Annotated in this window: 10 protein-coding genes, 1 pseudogene and 1 riboswitch; of the genes and pseudogenes, 7 read left to right on the forward strand and 4 right to left on the reverse strand. The window is 37.8% G+C overall.

All coding sequences use genetic code 11. The features are described from left to right. Positions 1-488 precede the first annotated feature (488 nt). A riboswitch (SAM riboswitch) is annotated at positions 489-594 on the forward strand. 231 nt (positions 595-825) lie between these two features. The 5 genes and pseudogenes from DCC35_RS15055 to DCC35_RS15075 all read left to right on the forward strand — a co-directional run bounded on the left by DCC35_RS15055 (position 826) and on the right by DCC35_RS15075 (position 6153). After that, positions 826-1176, forward strand: coding sequence for a 4Fe-4S binding protein (locus DCC35_RS15055; RefSeq protein WP_137091586.1), 351 nt, complete (start codon positions 826-828; stop codon positions 1174-1176). A 12-nt stretch (positions 1177-1188) separates the two neighbouring features. Beyond that, positions 1189-2387 (forward strand): annotated as a pseudogene (locus DCC35_RS15060) (trans-sulfuration enzyme family protein). A 174-nt stretch (positions 2388-2561) separates the two neighbouring features. Beyond that, complete coding sequence (locus DCC35_RS15065) at positions 2562-4712, forward strand: HEPN domain-containing protein (RefSeq protein ID WP_137091587.1); 2151 nt, start codon at positions 2562-2564, stop codon at positions 4710-4712. Further along, positions 4709-5461, forward strand: a complete 753-nt coding sequence (gene cobA, locus DCC35_RS15070; protein WP_137091588.1) for a uroporphyrinogen-III C-methyltransferase — start codon at positions 4709-4711, stop codon at positions 5459-5461. The genes DCC35_RS15065 and cobA overlap by 4 nt, the downstream gene beginning before the upstream one ends. Then, positions 5443-6153, forward strand: coding sequence for a phosphoadenylyl-sulfate reductase (locus DCC35_RS15075; RefSeq protein WP_137091589.1), 711 nt, complete (start codon positions 5443-5445; stop codon positions 6151-6153). The genes cobA and DCC35_RS15075 overlap by 19 nt, the downstream gene beginning before the upstream one ends. A gap of 225 nt (positions 6154-6378) precedes the next feature. Here the strand turns inward: DCC35_RS15075 and thrC are convergent, their stop codons facing one another. The 3 genes from thrC to thrA are packed head-to-tail and all read right to left on the reverse strand — an operon-like array spanning position 6379 to position 11113. Further along, a complete protein-coding gene (thrC, locus tag DCC35_RS15080) occupies positions 6379-7698 on the reverse strand; it encodes a threonine synthase (RefSeq protein WP_246070039.1) in 1320 nt (439 codons plus the stop codon). Positions 7699-7700: 2 nt separating this feature from the next. Beyond that, on the reverse strand, positions 7701-8654 hold the full coding sequence (locus tag DCC35_RS15085) for a homoserine kinase (RefSeq protein ID WP_137091590.1): 954 nt from the start codon (positions 8652-8654) through the stop codon (positions 7701-7703). Positions 8655-8656: 2 nt separating this feature from the next. Further along, positions 8657-11113, reverse strand: a complete 2457-nt coding sequence (thrA, locus tag DCC35_RS15090) for a bifunctional aspartate kinase/homoserine dehydrogenase I (RefSeq protein ID WP_137091591.1) — start codon at positions 11111-11113, stop codon at positions 8657-8659. A 227-nt stretch (positions 11114-11340) separates the two neighbouring features. On the opposite strand from thrA, the gene DCC35_RS15095 reads away from it, so the two are divergent. Both DCC35_RS15095 and DCC35_RS15100 read left to right on the forward strand, forming a co-directional pair. After that, a complete protein-coding gene (locus tag DCC35_RS15095; RefSeq protein ID WP_137091592.1) occupies positions 11341-13353 on the forward strand; it encodes an OmpA family protein in 2013 nt (670 codons plus the stop codon). 77 nt (positions 13354-13430) lie between these two features. Then, the gene (locus tag DCC35_RS15100; RefSeq protein WP_137091593.1) at positions 13431-14219 is read left to right on the forward strand and encodes a DUF3050 domain-containing protein; all 789 of its coding nucleotides are present in this window, start codon (positions 13431-13433) and stop codon (positions 14217-14219) included. On the opposite strand, the gene feoB is transcribed toward DCC35_RS15100, so the two are convergent. Continuing rightward, complete coding sequence (gene feoB / locus DCC35_RS15105; RefSeq protein WP_137091594.1) at positions 14214-16343, reverse strand: ferrous iron transport protein B; 2130 nt, start codon at positions 16341-16343, stop codon at positions 14214-14216. The two genes, DCC35_RS15100 and feoB, sit on opposite strands and share 6 nt — an antisense overlap. Between the last annotated feature and the right edge of the window lies 1 nt (position 16344).

Here is a 16344-nt window from a genome sequence, read left to right on the forward strand (position 1 = left end):
GACTCACAGATTGAAACAATAAACCAAGTAGCCCGTTTGCTCATAAAAAAAGGCTCTTAGAATTTCTCTAAGAGCCTACTGCCAAAACCGTAATGAATTTGAATATTGTCAGTCTAAAAAATAATATCAAAAAATCAACTGCATGTAAAAAAATAACGTCTAAAAAATTTTCAAATTCATTAGTATATACCGGCAAAGAAAAAAAGGAAACCCCCGAAAGCAATTTTTTTTAATTTTTTTATAAGTTGTATTAATAATCAATGAATAATCAGTTTTTTAACTTATTTTTTGAGGTAAAAAATTTTTATTTTTTTCTGCACTTTATCAATAAGCACCCTTTACCTGATAGTTTTATCAGTCACAATGGTTACCACATTAGATTATCAGAGCTCATAGTTTTTTAGAGTATTTTTAAAATAATTTCAACTAAACCCTTGTACGGTTAAAATCTACTACATACATTTGTATCAAATCAATTCTAAATAATTGATTTATAAAGAAGAGTGGAGGGAACAGGCCCGGTGAAACTCTAGCAACCTATTAAACAAATTAAATAAGGTGCTAATTCCTGCCCGATGTTGGGAAATATAAATGCAATTAAAATGAAAGCACTTACAAACATCTTCAGAGTTTCACAATCAAAGTCTACTAAAGACTTTAATTCTATTCTTGTTGCTTATCCTACTATTTGTTGTTACAGGGTAATGTGTTGCTGTTGCTGATCTGACAACTTTTAACAACACTTACTGATTCAAAGCATTGCAGCAGATCTATATTTCTACTGCGAGATTCAAATTATTTTTTCAATTATTAACAACAAAATCGATGGCAATTTATATAACCGAAGAATGTATTAACTGCGGAGCTTGCGAGCCAGAATGCCCAAACACTGCTATTTACGAAGGTGGTGTACCCTGGACATGGGGCGGCGGAACCAGTCTTGATGAGGTTGAATTAGAAGACGGCACTTCTGTACCTGCAGATGAAGACCAGGAACCCGTTTCTGATGAATTCTATTATATCGTACCGGCAAAATGTACAGAATGCACCGGTTTTCACGAAGAACCTCAATGCGCAGCTGTTTGCCCGGTAGATTGCTGTGTACCCGATCCTGATTATGAAGAAACACAGGAAGAATTAGAACAGAAAAAGGAATGGCTTCACCAGGAAGCATAAATAATATTTAATATGGCAGATTTTAAACATTTTGAAACAAAAGCAGTCAGGACCAGATATCCTCAAACGGAGTTTAACGAGCATTCCAGTCCGCTTTTCCTGACTTCTTCATTTACATTTGATGACGCTGAGCATGCAAGAGCATTATTTCAGGATGAGGTGGAAGGAAATATTTATTCCCGGTTTAGCAACCCGAATGTATCCGAGTTTGTAGAAAAGCTATGTGCTCTTGAAGGCACTGAAGATGGCTTTGCCACTGCAACCGGAATGTCTGCCATGTTTACAAGTATGGCTGCACTGCTGCGTGCCGGTGATCATGTTATCGCAAGCAGAGCAGTATTTGGCTCTACTCATCAGCTATTTACAAGGATATTTCCCCGATGGAATGTGGAAATAACCTATGTTGACATTAATGCTCCGGCTGAAGAATGGGAAAAAGCTGTAAAACCAAACACAAAGCTTTTATTTGCAGAAACTCCATCTAATCCCGGTCTGGATATTATAGATCTTGAATGGCTGGGTGGTTTTGCCAAAGATCATGACCTGATTTTGAACATCGACAATTGTTTTGCAACCCCATACCTTCAAAATCCGGCAAAATTTGGCGCCCATATTGTCACTCACTCTGCTACCAAATTTATTGACGGACAGGGAAGAGTACTCGGTGGAGCAATACTCGGTTCTCAGGAACTAATTGATGAAGTCAGGTTCTTTTCCAGACAAACCGGACCGGTAATATCTCCTTTTAACGCCTGGATTTTATCTAAAAGCCTGGAAACGCTGCCTGTCAGAATGGACAGACATTGCAGCAATGCACTGGAACTTGCAAATTATTTTCTCGACCACGAAGATGTGAATAAAGCAAAGTATCCTTTTCTTCCTTCCCATCCCCAGTTTGAAGTTGCAAAAAACAAATGAGGCATGGTGGCGGCTTAATAACCTTTGAAGTAAAAGGAGGTGTTGAAAGAGGTGCAGCATTTTTAAACAATCTTAAAATGTGTTCTCTATCTGCAAACCTGGGTGATACACGAACAATTGTAACTCACCCTGCCAGTACTACACATAGCAAACTTTCTGAGGAAGAAAGAAGTGCTGTAGGTATTACTCCCGGATTAGTAAGAGTATCAGTCGGCCTTGAAAATATAAATGATATCGTAGAAGACCTTGAGCAGGCTCTTCGGGCAAGCAGAAAAATCTCACAAACAGTATGAAAAACTATTTAGCCATACAGATGAATATTTGTTGTTGTCACAGGTACATGTACGCATGTATTAAGATACCCTATTGTCCGTAGGTACACCCAATTTATATTCATTTGGAAAGCCCCCGCGGATAGTATATCAAATCCCGGGGGCTTTTTTATTGACTTTTAACAAAACAAAATCATGTCCAGTTTATCAAAAAAAGATCTAATTAATCCTGAAGCTCAGGAAGATATAAAAGAATTAAAAACTAAGATCGACCTTTTTAAGGATGGGAAGATCGATGAAGAACGCTTCAAAGCATTTCGTCTTGCCAGGGGAGTTTATGGCCAGCGGCAACAAGGTGTGCAGATGTTCAGGACTAAAATTCCTTATGGAAAATTAACCACTGATCAGCTTTCTGTACTGGCAGATCTTTCTGATCAATTCAGCACAGGAAACCTCCACCTGACAACAAGACAAAACATTCAGTTACATTATGTAAATCTTGATGACTCACCTCAACTCTGGGAAGAACTGGAAGCTGCAGGAATTACCGGAAGAGAAGCTTGTGGAAACACATTAAGAAATATTACTGCCTCACCAGCTGCAGGGATCGATCCACAAGAACCATTTGATGTAAGCCCTTATGTACAGGCTGTATTCGAATATTTCCTCAGATATCCGGTAAATCAGGAAATGGGTAGAAAAATAAAGATCGCATTTTCATCAAGTGATAAAGATGATGCGTATGGTTTTATCCATGATTTTGGATTTATACCTAAAACTAAATTGATCGATGGTAAAGAAGTCAGGGGTTTTCGTGTGCTTATCGGTGGTGGTCTGGGGGCTCAGCCATTTACCGCACAAGAAGCTTTTGATTTTCTTCCATCTGATCAGCTTATTCCATTTATCGAATCCGGGCTGCGGGTCTTTGACCGGTATGGTGAAAGAGAAAAGCGATTTAAAGCCCGCATGAAGTACCTAATCGAACCTAAACGTGGACTTGGACTGGAGGCTTTTCTTGAACTGGCAGAGAAAGAACGTACTGCCCTGCCCTTCCCGGTTTACTCAATCAATCCTGAGCAGCAGGACATTCCTGAGCTACCAAAGTTTAACCGGGAAAAATTATCGCGAGAATTTGACAGGATAAAATTTGAAAAGTGGAGAGCAATAAATGTTTTTGAGCAAAAACAAAAAGGCTTCTATGCAGCACAGGTTAAAGTTGCAAAAGGAGACATCCATTCTGATACAGCACGGAAGCTTTCGTCAATTGTAAAGAAATATGCTGCTAATGATATCCGGATCACTATAAATCAGGGACTGCTACTTAAGTTCATTCCGTCATTGCATCTACCTCATTTATTTGCTGAATTAGATGAATTAGGACTAGCCGAACCAGGTTTTGACAGCTTTGCGGACATCACTTCCTGCCCAGGAACTGACACCTGTAATCTTGCTGTGACTAACAGTACCGGGTTAACTGTTGAACTTGAAAAACTTATTTCAAAAGATTACCCGGAGCTCGTTGGTGATAAAAACCTTCATATCAAGATTAGTGGTTGCATGAATAGTTGCGGCCAACATATGATTGCAGACATTGGCTTTCATGGTAGTTCGATCAGAAATGGTGATAAGGTTTTACCGGCTATGCAAATTGTACTGGGTGGCGGACTGGATGAAAATGGAAACGGACTGATCGCAGAGAAAGTCATTAAACTACCTACTAAGCGAATTCCAAGAGCATTAAAAACAATTATTGATGACTTCCAGGCTTTCAAAAGCGGTGGGAATGAAAAGTTTCACAGGTATTTCAAACAGCAAGGGAAACGATACTTTTATGATATCCTCAAACCATTAGCTGACACAAGCGCCATTCTGCCCGAAGAATATCTTGATTGGGGAGCAGACAGTGAGTTTATTCCTGAGATCGGAACGGGAGAATGCGCTGGAGTAAGTCTCGATGTCATTGGAACGATCATAAAAGATGCCGGAGAAAAGTTAGAGAAATCTAACAAAGAGCTCTATCAAGGGAGGTATGCGCACTCAATATACTTTGCTTACAGCAGCATGATTATTGCAGCCAAGGCAGTATTACTTTCACTGGACATATCATGCAATACACATGCAGGCATTATTAATGACTTCCAGAAGCATGTGGTTGACGAAAATAAAATAGCCTGGACCGATTTTAAAACCAGTGTTCTGGAAATAAACAAAAACAATCCTACAGTAGATTTTGCTACAAAATATAATTCTGAAGCTTCAGAGTTCTTTAAAAAGATCAATGATTTCAGAGCTAATCAAATATCAAACTTTGACAAGGTAGTTGTCAGTGAACATTATAAAGCATGAGAACAAAATTGACATTAGTTGGTGCAGGTCCGGGAGATCCGGATCTGATCACCTTAAAAGGTATAAAGGCTATTCAAGCTGCAGATGTAATTTTATATGATGCCCTGGTCTCACAGGAATTACTGGAGTATAACAAAAATGCTCTGAAAGTTTTTGTAGGAAAAAGAGCAGGTAAGCACAGTAAAAAACAGTCTGAAATAAACGACATGATCATATATTATGCGTTCAAACATGGGCATGTGGTTCGATTAAAAGGAGGAGATCCGTTTGTATTTGCCCATGGGAAAGAAGAATTAGATTACGCTGAGACTTTTGGTATTGAAACAGCAGTAGTGCCGGGAATTTCAAGTTTTCAGTTACCAGGACTTTATTCCTATCCATTAACTCACCGAGGGATTAGTCAGAGTTTCACAGTGGTGACAGCCACTGGTTCTAACGGAAAAATTTCAGAAGACCTGCAAAATTTGATCACTTCAAAATCGACCCTGGTAATACTTATGGGAATGAGAAAGCTTTCGGGTATTATGCAACTATTTAAAAATGCAGGGAGAGAAAATCTTCCGGTTGCTGTAATTATCAACGGAAGCCTTCCCGATGCACAGATCATTAGTGGAAGAGTGAGTGATATCGAAGAAAAGCTAAATGCAGAACCCACTTTGAATAGTCCCGGAATTATTGTAGCCGGAGAAAGTCTTTCAACCCATACAGATTATCAAAGAGTACTTAAATCATGGTTAAAAACAGCATAGCTAATAATTTTAATCCGGAAGCATACCCTGATCGCCAGGATTATCTCGATTACCTGCACAGGAAATACAATGACTTTCAGCCAGAAGACCGTCTGAAAGAATTTTTTAATCTTTTTGAAGAGAAAGACATTCTTTTAACAACGTCCTTTGGAAGTAGTTCGATTGTTCTTCTATCGATGGTAAGTAAAATAAAACCTGCGCTGCCAGTATATTTTATTGATACGGGCTATCATTTTGAAGAGACTTACGAATACAAAGAACTGATTAAAGATCAATTGGGTCTAAACCTGATAGAAATTCATCCGGAAGAAACGAAACATCAATTTACCAGGAAAAATAAAACCTGGATAGCTAATCATGACTTGTGTTGTATGGTAAATAAGGTGGATCCCCTGGAAAAAATAAAACGGAATCACAAAGTTTGGATCAGCGGTCTGATGGCTCATCAGAATGCTAACAGGTCGGGACTCAGAATTTTTGAAAAATCAAAAGGTATCCTGAAGTTTCATCCATTGCTGGATATGACACGGGAAGATATTTCGCTGTATAAATTCATTTATCAGCTTCCAGAAAACAGATTAATTCACAAAGGATATTCTTCGATCGGATGTATCCATTGTACTAAGAAAGGTAATGGAAGAGAAGGGAGATGGGCTGGTACTGATAAGACTGAATGTGGAATCCACATATAAAGATACTGATTGAGTAAAAGGTTTTTTCCTTTTGGCCGGGTATAATCCCGGTTTTTTTATACCCATAAAGCTAAATGATTAATAATCAGATAATTTTGAATTAACTTTTTACTAATATCACTTGACTTTATTCATCGTAATAACGATATTAATAAAAGACGATTAGTGCATAATTAATGTTTTTGGTTGAAAGACCGCCGCCTTCCCAGGGCGGCGTTTTTCAACCTATTTTATTTTTACCCCTGACTTCTCAAGCAAATAATCTTTAAATTCAGAATATGCTTTCCCCATCGGGATCTTTAAAATTTCTTTATCATACAGATCACTGATTTCTTCCGGTATTTTGAGTTTTTCACCAATTGATTTCTCAACGTGCTCGGCAAACTTTATGGGGTGAGCAGTTTCGAGCAATATTCCGGTTGTATTTGTTCTTCCATTTAAATAAGAAGACAAAGCTTTATATCCTACCGCACCATGTGGATCCAAAATGTATCCATACTTTTGATGAACATGGGAAATGGCATCGAGCGTTTCTTCATCTGTATAGTAATAGCCTTTTATTATTTGCCTGGTCAGCTGCCAGTTTTTATTAAATATAGCCATCAACCTTTCAAAATTAGATGGATTCCCCACATCCATAGCATTAGACACAGTCTGAATAGACGGCCTTGGAAGAAATTCCCCCTGATCGAGATAATCAGGAACTACCTTATTAACATTTGTGGCTGCAATAAAATTATCAATCGGAAGTCCCATCATCCTGGCAAATAATCCGCCGGTAATATTTCCGAAATTTCCGCTTGGAACAGCAAATACAATTTTATTTTTGTCAGACTTCAACCTTGACCAGGCATAAAAATAATAAACAGACTGAGGTAAAAGCCTTGCTACATTGATTGAATTCGCTGATGACAAATTTATTTTTTTATTTAACTCCTCATCGAGAAAAGCCTTTTTGACCAGCTTCTGACAATCATCAAAAGTTCCATCTACTTCGATAGCTGTTATATTTTCTCCCAGGGTGGTTAATTGCCTTTCCTGCAATTCACTGACTTTTCCTTTCGGATATAAAATAGTTACTTTAACTCCATTAGTTTTATAGAAACCTGCCGCTACTGCACCACCTGTATCTCCAGATGTAGCCGCTAAAATATTTACTTCTGTATCATTTTCAGAAGCAAAAAATCCCATACAGCCAGCCATAAACCTGGCTCCGAAATCCTTAAAGGCTAACGTAGGACCATGATAAAGTTCCATTGAATAAAAGCTGGGCTTTACTTCTGTTAATGGAACTTTGAAATTAAATGCATTTTCACAAATATCTCTCAAGACATTTTCCGGAATATCCTCTTTCACAAAAGGGTAAATAACTTCTGTAGCGATCTGGTCAATTGACTTTTCGGAAAGGCTTTCAAAAAAATCACTATCATATTTTGGAAAGGTCTCTGGCATAAAAAGACCATTATCGTCAGGGAGACCCTTTATTACCACTTCTTTAAATGAAAATGGCCTATTCTTATTTTTTGTACTAAAATATTTCATCATTCTTACTCTTTAACTACAGGTCCGTCCTGATTAACCTGTGAAACATATATTTTTCCGGAAATCCCAACATGATCCAGCACTTCATTGAGAGGTTTAACAAGTTTTTCAGCACTTTCTTTGCCTTCACATAAAGCGAACATTGAAGGTCCACTACCGGAAATTCCATACCCAAGGGCTCCGTTTTCCATTGCGGTATACTTCATTTTATCATAAACAGGAATTAAAATTTTTCTTATCGGTTCAACTAATACATCCTGAAGAGAACGACTTAATAATTGATAATCATCAGAATAAAGGGCACTAATCAACCCTGCCACATTACCCGTTTGAATAACTGCATCCTGAAGTGATACCTTTTGCTTTAATATTTCTCTTGCGCTTTGTGTTCTCACTTCAACATCCGGGTTTATTAAAACACAATACAGTTTTTCGGGCACCGGCAACCTTACAACATCCAATGGCTGGTAACTTCTTATCAGTGTAAATCCACCATAAAGAGCAGGAGCAACATTATCAGCATGTGCCGTACCACAAGCCTTCCTTTCTCCTTCCATAGCAATTTTCAACTGATCAATTAATGGCATTCCGGTATTAAATAATGCTTCACAGGCAGCTACAGCAGCAACTGCACTCGCAGCACTTGACCCCATCCCACTTCCCAAAGGCATTTGTTTTTCTATATTGATATCGACACTATCAGATATACACGCCTTTTCTAAATAAAGTCTTACAGCAACTCCTGCTGTATTTTCATCAACTTCTTTTGGGAGCCTCCCTCCGTCTCCTGATATGCCGGATATTTGTATGTTACCTTTTCCATCCCGGGTTCTTTGAAGTGTTACTTCATCTCCCGGACTGGATAATGCAAATCCAAGTATATCGAATCCACAGCTAACATTAGCCACAGTGGCCGGTGCAAAAACCTTTATTCTATTTTTCACTTCTATATCAGACATGATTATTCCAGATAGCTGCTGATCAATAATAAATCGCCAAATACTCCTCCGGCTGTTACTTCTGCTCCTGCCCCCGGACCTTTAATAACCATCGGTCTTTCCTTATATCGAGTTGAAGTATAAGATACAACATTATCACTACCAGACATATCAAATAATGGATGTCCCTGCCCAACAGTAATTAATTTTATCTCAGCTTCACCTTCATTCAAGCTGGCGATGTATCGAAGCTTTTTCCCTTCTTCATCCGCTTTTTCTTTTCTTTTTAACATCTCATTGTCAAACTTTTCCAGTTCCACAAAAAAGTCGTCTACTGAATCGACATTAAAACATGATTCCGGCAACATACCTTCTAATTTTATATCCTCCGGCTCCAGTTCATGCCCCGACTCCCTGGCGAGTATCAACAATTTTCTGGCTACATCCATTCCGTTTAGATCTTCTCGCGGATCTGGTTCTGTATAACCTTTTTCCATTGCTTCTTTTACCAGCTTACTAAATGGTTTACTCCCATCGAATTCGTTAAATAAATAAGAAATCGTCCCTGAAAGAACACCTTCAACTTTAATTACACGGTCTCCAGATAATTTCAAGCTTTCAATAGTTTTGATCACAGGTAAACCAGCGCTAACATTAGTTTCATATAGGTATTTAACCCCGTTTTTTAATTCAGCATTCTTTAGTTCTTTATAATATCGGTAAGGACCGGAATTAGCCAGTTTATTAGGAGTTACCACAGAAATTCTGCTATTCAATATCTTTTTATACTGGGCGGCAACCATTTTATTAGCTGTGTTATCAATAAAGACGGATTGCTGCAAATTCATATCTTTCATTTTCTGCACAAACAAATGGACATCACTTTGTTCACCACCTTCCATTAATTCATCATACCACGAATCGATATTAATTCCGTCTTTGCTGAACAGCATTTTTCTACTATTTGCCACACCAACCAGTTTTATATTCAGCCTTCGTTCACTGATGAAATATTCATGCTGATCCCGAATCTGTTCCCAAAGCGTTTTTCCTATAAGCCCGGCACCGATCATGAATACATTTAAGCTATGGATCTCACCCTTAAAGAATGCCCCGTGCAACGCATTTAACCCTTTACTCAGGTCGGGCTTTTCGATTACTACACTGATATTTAGCTCGGAAGAACCCTGGGCTGTGGCTTTTATATTTACACCGTTTTTACCCAGAGTACTGAATAAGCGACCACTTATACCGGGAGTTTCCCGCATCCTTTCTCCAATACAAGCAAGAATGGAAAGATTATATTCTATATCCAATTCATCAATCTTACCGGTTTCGATTTCCCTTTCGAATTCGTTTTCAACAATTTCTCTACAGAGTTCTGCATCTTTCGGATGTACTGCAAAAGTGATCGAATGCTCAGAAGAAGCCTGAGTAATCAAAATAACATTAATTTCAGCACGTGCTAACGAGCCAAACAATCTTGAAGCAATACCGGGAACTCCAACCATACCCGAACCTTGAAAATTCACCAGGACAACATCCTCTACCGAAGTAATCCCTTTCACTGTATAATCACTCTTTGAGGAAAGATCACTGATCATAGTTCCTTCAAACCCCTTGTTAAAAGTATTCTTGATTCTTAAAGGAATACTTTTATTCACAGCTGGCTGTAAGGTTCTTGGGTAAATGACTTTTGCCCCAAAGTGAGTCATTTCCATGGCTTCCATATAAGTTATAGTTGCCAATGAAAAAGCCCGTCTTACTTTTTTCGGATCAGCTGTCATTACTCCATCCACATCAGTCCAGATCTGTATCTCTTCAGCATCTAAGGCAGCACCAAGTATGGCTGCAGTATAATCTGAGCCTCCTCTACCAAGAGTAGTAGTCTGGCCTTTTTCATTAGATGAAATAAAACCAGTAACTATGTTAAGCTTCTGATGATTGTCAAAATATTTTGTTATTTGCTTTTCCGTTTCTTCAAATCGTACCCTTGCCTCACCAAAGCTTGAATCAGTTAATATTAGTTTACGTGCATCTGTATAATTGGCATCAATGCCATTCACTGCTAAATATGCCGACACCATTCTTGCTGAGAACCGCTCTCCAAATGAAAGAATGAAATCAGATGACCTCGGGGTAAGTTCCCTCAATAAAAAGACTCCGTGAACAACGTCTTCAAGATCATTCAAAAGCTTTTTAACCTCTGCAATCACCTGACTTTGTCGGTTAATAGGCATCAGATCACCTATCAAGCCCATCAATTGGTCTTCAATCTCATTAAAGATCCGGGTATACGTTTCATCTTGTTCCGCTGCTAACTCCCCGATCCTTACCAGTTTATTGGTAATTCCAGATTGAGCAGAAACTACAACTGCTACCTTTTCTCCTTCTGATTCAAGGTTCTCAATAATGTTAAATACTTCTTTTACTGCATCAGCACTCCCTACGGAAGTACCTCCGAACTTGATGATTTTCATAAGATTATCTTTACCTGCCTGACTTAATAAGCAATGAAAAAATATCCCTTCAAAGAAAGGGATATATAATTAAGGGTATCTCAACAAAAATGATATATAATTAACAAAAAGACAACTTTTACCAGTCTATTTTAAAAATACGATCAATCGTTAGGCTATAACTTTATTAATTCTTGGAATCAGTTAATCAATTTATTTTATTTATCTTTAATTGAAATTCACATCTAATGAATAAGCTGATATACATAATAATTTTTGTTCTTCTTATACCACCAGCAATAAGTGCTCAACATATATCCTGGGCAGACAAAATAGTTTCTATTTCTAATATTTCTCCTGAAAAAGGAAGTAACAGTGACAACATAATAGGTAAACCTGATGCTATCCAGGGAGTCTCTTCTGAAGGTGGAGTTGAGGTAAATGGATTTGATAAAATTGGTAAAATAGAAGTTGAGTTCGAAAAGCCTCATCAGGTTCAAACTGTGGTAATTATAGAAAATTATGCTCCGGGAAAGGTAACCAAAGTGATTTTAACAGACATCAAAGGTAATGAAATCGAAGTTTATAAAAGCGCCCCTGAAAACATGGTGCAAAATGTAAACTGGCATTTTATTAAAGTTCCTTTAACTGAAGAAAAAATCAAAACTCTGAAATTATCTGTGAGTTCCATAGGAGCTGAAGAGATGCCGCAGATTGATGCGGTTGGTATTAGCCGAACTGCTGATATACCTTTATTAAGGAGAGAATTATTGGCTATGAACCTTCCTTCAGCAGGTAATAACCCTGATTTAAAAATAAAGACAGGAAGGGAGCATCTTGGTCCTGCAGTCAACTATCCTGAACCTGAATTATATCCATTAATTTCAGCAGACGGAGAAACACTATTTTTTAATAGAAAGAATTTTTCTAAAAATAAAAGAGGCCGGAAAGATAAAGGAGATATTTATTTGAGCAATGCTCTTGGAAATAGTTTTGTGAAGGGAAAAAATTTATCTGAACTGAATACCAGAAAATTTGACCGCCTTTTAAGCATTGGTGCTGATGGTGCTACTTATTTAATTTCAGGTAAAACTCCTAATGCTGACAGAGGATTGTTAATAACCTACCGATCAGGAAATGGCTGGACAGATCCTGTACCTATTTCTGTTTCAGGATTAGCGTTTGATGGCATGGAAATGGATGCCGTTTTATCTCCCTCAGGCAAACAAATGATTCTGAGTTTTGCTAGTAAGAAAGATGGCGATAAAGACCTTTACGTAGCTTTCAAGCAAAATAATTTAGCATGGAGCGCTCCTATTCCATTAAAAGGAGTTAAAAGTGGAGAAGATGATTATGCTCCGTTCCTTGCTGCCGATGGGAAAACACTTTATTTCTCATCAAAAGGATTCGGCGGTATGGGTGGGTCAGATATTTACGTTTCCCGACGCCTGGACGACACCTATAGAAATTGGTCTAAACCTGAAAACATCGGTGGTGCTGTAAATACTATTGGTGATGAAGAATATTTTACAGTGACAGCTAAAGGAGACTATGGTTATTTCACTTCTAATCAAAATTCTTACGATAGTAAAGAAGACATTTACAGAATACTTCTGAACATTAATTACAAACCAGACCCGGTGGTGTTAATGTCCGGCCAGGTCTTTGAAAGAAAATCCAAGGATCCTGTCGATGCATCGATTATTCTTACGAATCTTGAAAATGGAAACGCCATAGACCGGTTTAACAACTCACTTTCAGAAGGTTTTTATCAATTCATCATACCTTCTGGTAAATATTATGACTTCACTGCTGTAGCAGAAGGATATCTCTCATTTAGTGAAAATGTGGATCTTAGAGACCTGAATTTTTTCCAGGAAATCCGAAGAGACCTTAAGTTATATCCAAAAGAAGTTGGGGAGATAATACCACTGGACAATATTTTATTCGAAGAAGCAAAAGCAATCATTCTACCTGCAAGTAAAAGCGAATTAAATCAATTGATCAAAATGATGGTTGATAACCCAAATTTAAAAATCGAACTTGGAGGACATACAGATAATAGAGGTAGTTTTGAAAATAAACTGGAACTTTCACAAAAACGTGTTGATGCTGTTAAACAAGTGTTGGTTCAGGCGGGGATTTCACCAGACAGAATATCCACTGTAGGATATGGTGATAAAAAGCCAATTGCTCCGAATGACACTGAAGAAAATATGGCTAAGAACCGTCGGGTCGAAGTAAAAATCCTCGAGATATAAGGCTATAAAAATTTTCTGCTTCACTGCCTGAACTATTATTAAATACTTGCGTATTCATAATAATTCAGGCAATTTTTATGGATAATATTTTAGAATTAAAAAAAGAACTCAAACCTCTTCGAAATAGCTTATTAAACCATTCACTTTATCAGGAAGTAAAAAACATAGATGAACTTCATCTTTTCATGGAAAGTCATGTCTATGCAGTTTGGGATTTCATGTCCCTGTTAAAATCACTTCAGAATCAACTGACTTCAGTTTCTATTCCCTGGAAAGCACCTGAAAATCCTGAGATTTGTCGTTTAATCAATGAAATTGTTTTGGGAGAGGAAAGTGATCTCGATGAAAACGGAAAAGCTGCATCCCATCTTGATATGTATCTAAAGGCGATGGAAACAGCCGGTGCTGATACATCCACTTTCTATGATTTCATGAATAATCTTCCTGAAGACATTGAGAAAATACAGGACTACATTACCTATTCAGATATACCTTCAGAAGCTAAAAAGTTCGTCTCAAAGACTTTTGAGTATATTTCAAAAGGGCAGCCTCATATCCTGGCCTCGCTTTTTACCTTTGGGCGTGAAGACCTCATTCCGGACATGTTTAATGTGATGCTTCAAAAGATGGAGCGAAGTACAAAGGTGAATTTGAACCCTTACATCTATTACTTTGAACGACACATAGAAGTAGATGGAGATCACCACGGTCCGATGGCATTAAAAATGATCAGATCACTATGTGGTAATGACACTGTTAAATGGGCTGACGCTTACCGGTTTAGTGCTTCTGCTCTAAAAGACAGAATCATTTTCTGGAATGAAATAGAAAACAAGATTAAAAATTCCAGGATAAATTCCTTATGAAAGTAGTTGATAGGCTATCAAGGATGATAAATAAGCCAGAGCTCCCATAAAGAAAAATTGTATCGTAGGCCACTTCCAGGATTTAGTTTCTCTTTTTACTACTGCCAGAGTACTCATACATTGCATGGCAAAAACATAAAAGAGTAATAAAGAAACAGAAGTAGCAACGGTGTAGACCTTTTCTCCTGTCTCCGGATCGGTCGCTTTAACCAGTTTATTTCTTATCGTTACTTCATCGTCTTCTTTACTGGCTATACTGTAAATAGTTGCCATAGTACCTACAAACACTTCTCTTGCGGCAAATGAGGTAATAATAGCGATCCCGATCTGCCAGTTAAAACCTAATGGTTCAATCGACGGCTCTATAGCTTTTCCGAAAAAGCCTGCATAACTATTTTCTATTTGCTTGGACGCGATCAGGTCTTCAGTTTCATCCTCATTCAGGTTTCTTGCCTGAGCTAATTCAATTGCTTCTTCTCTTGCCTGATCCATTTGCTGTCCGGGACCATAACTTGCTAAAAACCAAAGTAAGATGGAAATAATCATTATAACTTTACCGGCCTGAAAAATAAATGCTTCAACTTTTTCACGAACAGTTAATAACACATTTTTAATATTCGGTTTCCTGTAAGGAGGTAATTCGATCATTAAAAAACTATGCTCTTCTGTTTTTAGGATCAATTTAAAAATCACAGCAGAAAGCAATGCTCCGATAATACCTAACAAATAAAGCCCCATAAACATTAACGCCTGTGCATTAATAAAGCCACCAATCATAATTGGTGGTACAGTAAAAGCTATTAGTAATGTATATACAGGTATTCTCGCCGAACAACTTATTAACGGCGTAACCATAATAGTTATTAATCTTTCCTTCCAGTTACTGATAGTTCTTGTCGCCATTACAGCAGGTACAGCACACGCACCGCCCGAGATCAAAGCAACGATCGATCTTCCATTAAGGCCGAATTTTTGCATGATGTTATCAAACATAAATACAGCACGAGACATATAACCTATCTCCTCAAGCAAACTGATTAATAAAAAAAGAATTGCTATCTGAGGTATGAACACCAGAACTCCACCAAGACCAGAAATTACTCCATCAGCCAGTAATGATGTATACCAGGCATCGGGTAAATTGGATTTTAGAAAAGTACCTGCTTCGGCAAACATCCATTCTATACCGTCCATTGGATAAGAAGACCAGGAAAATATCGCATGAAATACCAGGAACATCAATCCGAAGAATATGATCGGTCCGGCAATCTTATGAGTTAAAACGCGGTCTACTTTATCAGTAAATGATCGTGCTTCTTCATTGGATTTCCGAACAGCCGATTTCACTATCGGAGTAAATCGGTTATACCGGGCCATTGTCTCGTCGATCTGCCCTCTGAGGTCGTTGTATTCAAATTTATTAACGATTTCTTCAATCTGAGATTTTTGTGTCCCTTCAAGAAAATTAATGTCCTTATAATGATGAGCTACAATTAGTGACCGATAGTCGTTTTCACTACCAATTACTGAATTAATCTCCTTTGCAATATGCTTTTCATTTTCAGAAAGCTTATAAAAAGTATTATGAGATTGATCTAAATGATTGATTCCTTTGTAAACCTGGAAAACCGCTTCTTTTAGTTTATCGAAATTCTCCTCCCTTCGACCACTGACAGCAACGACCGGAATACCTAATTCCTGTCGCAATTTTTCTTCATCAAAAGCAAGGTTTGTTTCTTCAGCCAGGTCGGTCATATTAAGAGCCAGAACCACAGGAAGGTTCAGATCCAAAATCTGGGTTAAAAGCAGCATCTGAGGCTCTAGCTTAGTTACATCAGCAACATAAACTACAACATCAGGATAATTTTGGTCAAAAGGATTACTGAAGGTATTAATGATAATTGACTCATCCTTACTGGTGGGATATAAACTATACGTACCGGGAAAATCTATCACTCTTACTGACTGATCTGCCAGTTTGGTGATACCAACTTTCTTATCAACAGTTACTCCAGGGAAGTTTCCTACCTTTTGTCGTAAACCAGTTAAAATATTAAAAATTGATGATTTTCCACAGTTAGGATTACCCAGCAATGCCAGGGTGGGTAGGTTATTATCACTCATA

The organism is Mangrovivirga cuniculi, assembly GCF_005166025.1.
GTDB classification, from domain to species: domain Bacteria; phylum Bacteroidota; class Bacteroidia; order Cytophagales; family Cyclobacteriaceae; genus Mangrovivirga; species Mangrovivirga cuniculi.

Excerpts from the sequence above, each read along its gene's own strand:
- DCC35_RS15055 (WP_137091586.1), top strand. The coding sequence starts at position 826 with ATGGCAATTTATATAACCGAAGAATGTATTAACTGCGGAGCTTGCGAG.
- DCC35_RS15065 (WP_137091587.1), top strand. The coding sequence starts at position 2,562 with ATGTCCAGTTTATCAAAAAAAGATCTAATTAATCCTGAAGCTCAGGAA.
- cobA (WP_137091588.1), top strand. The coding sequence starts at position 4,709 with ATGAGAACAAAATTGACATTAGTTGGTGCAGGTCCGGGAGATCCGGAT.
- DCC35_RS15075 (WP_137091589.1), top strand. The coding sequence starts at position 5,443 with ATGGTTAAAAACAGCATAGCTAATAATTTTAATCCGGAAGCATACCCT.
- thrC (WP_246070039.1), bottom strand. The coding sequence starts at position 7,698 with ATGATGAAATATTTTAGTACAAAAAATAAGAATAGGCCATTTTCATTT.
- DCC35_RS15085 (WP_137091590.1), bottom strand. The coding sequence starts at position 8,654 with ATGTCTGATATAGAAGTGAAAAATAGAATAAAGGTTTTTGCACCGGCC.
- thrA (WP_137091591.1), bottom strand. The coding sequence starts at position 11,113 with ATGAAAATCATCAAGTTCGGAGGTACTTCCGTAGGGAGTGCTGATGCA.
- DCC35_RS15095 (WP_137091592.1), top strand. The coding sequence starts at position 11,341 with ATGAATAAGCTGATATACATAATAATTTTTGTTCTTCTTATACCACCA.
- DCC35_RS15100 (WP_137091593.1), top strand. The coding sequence starts at position 13,431 with ATGGATAATATTTTAGAATTAAAAAAAGAACTCAAACCTCTTCGAAAT.
- feoB (WP_137091594.1), bottom strand. The coding sequence starts at position 16,343 with ATGAGTGATAATAACCTACCCACCCTGGCATTGCTGGGTAATCCTAAC.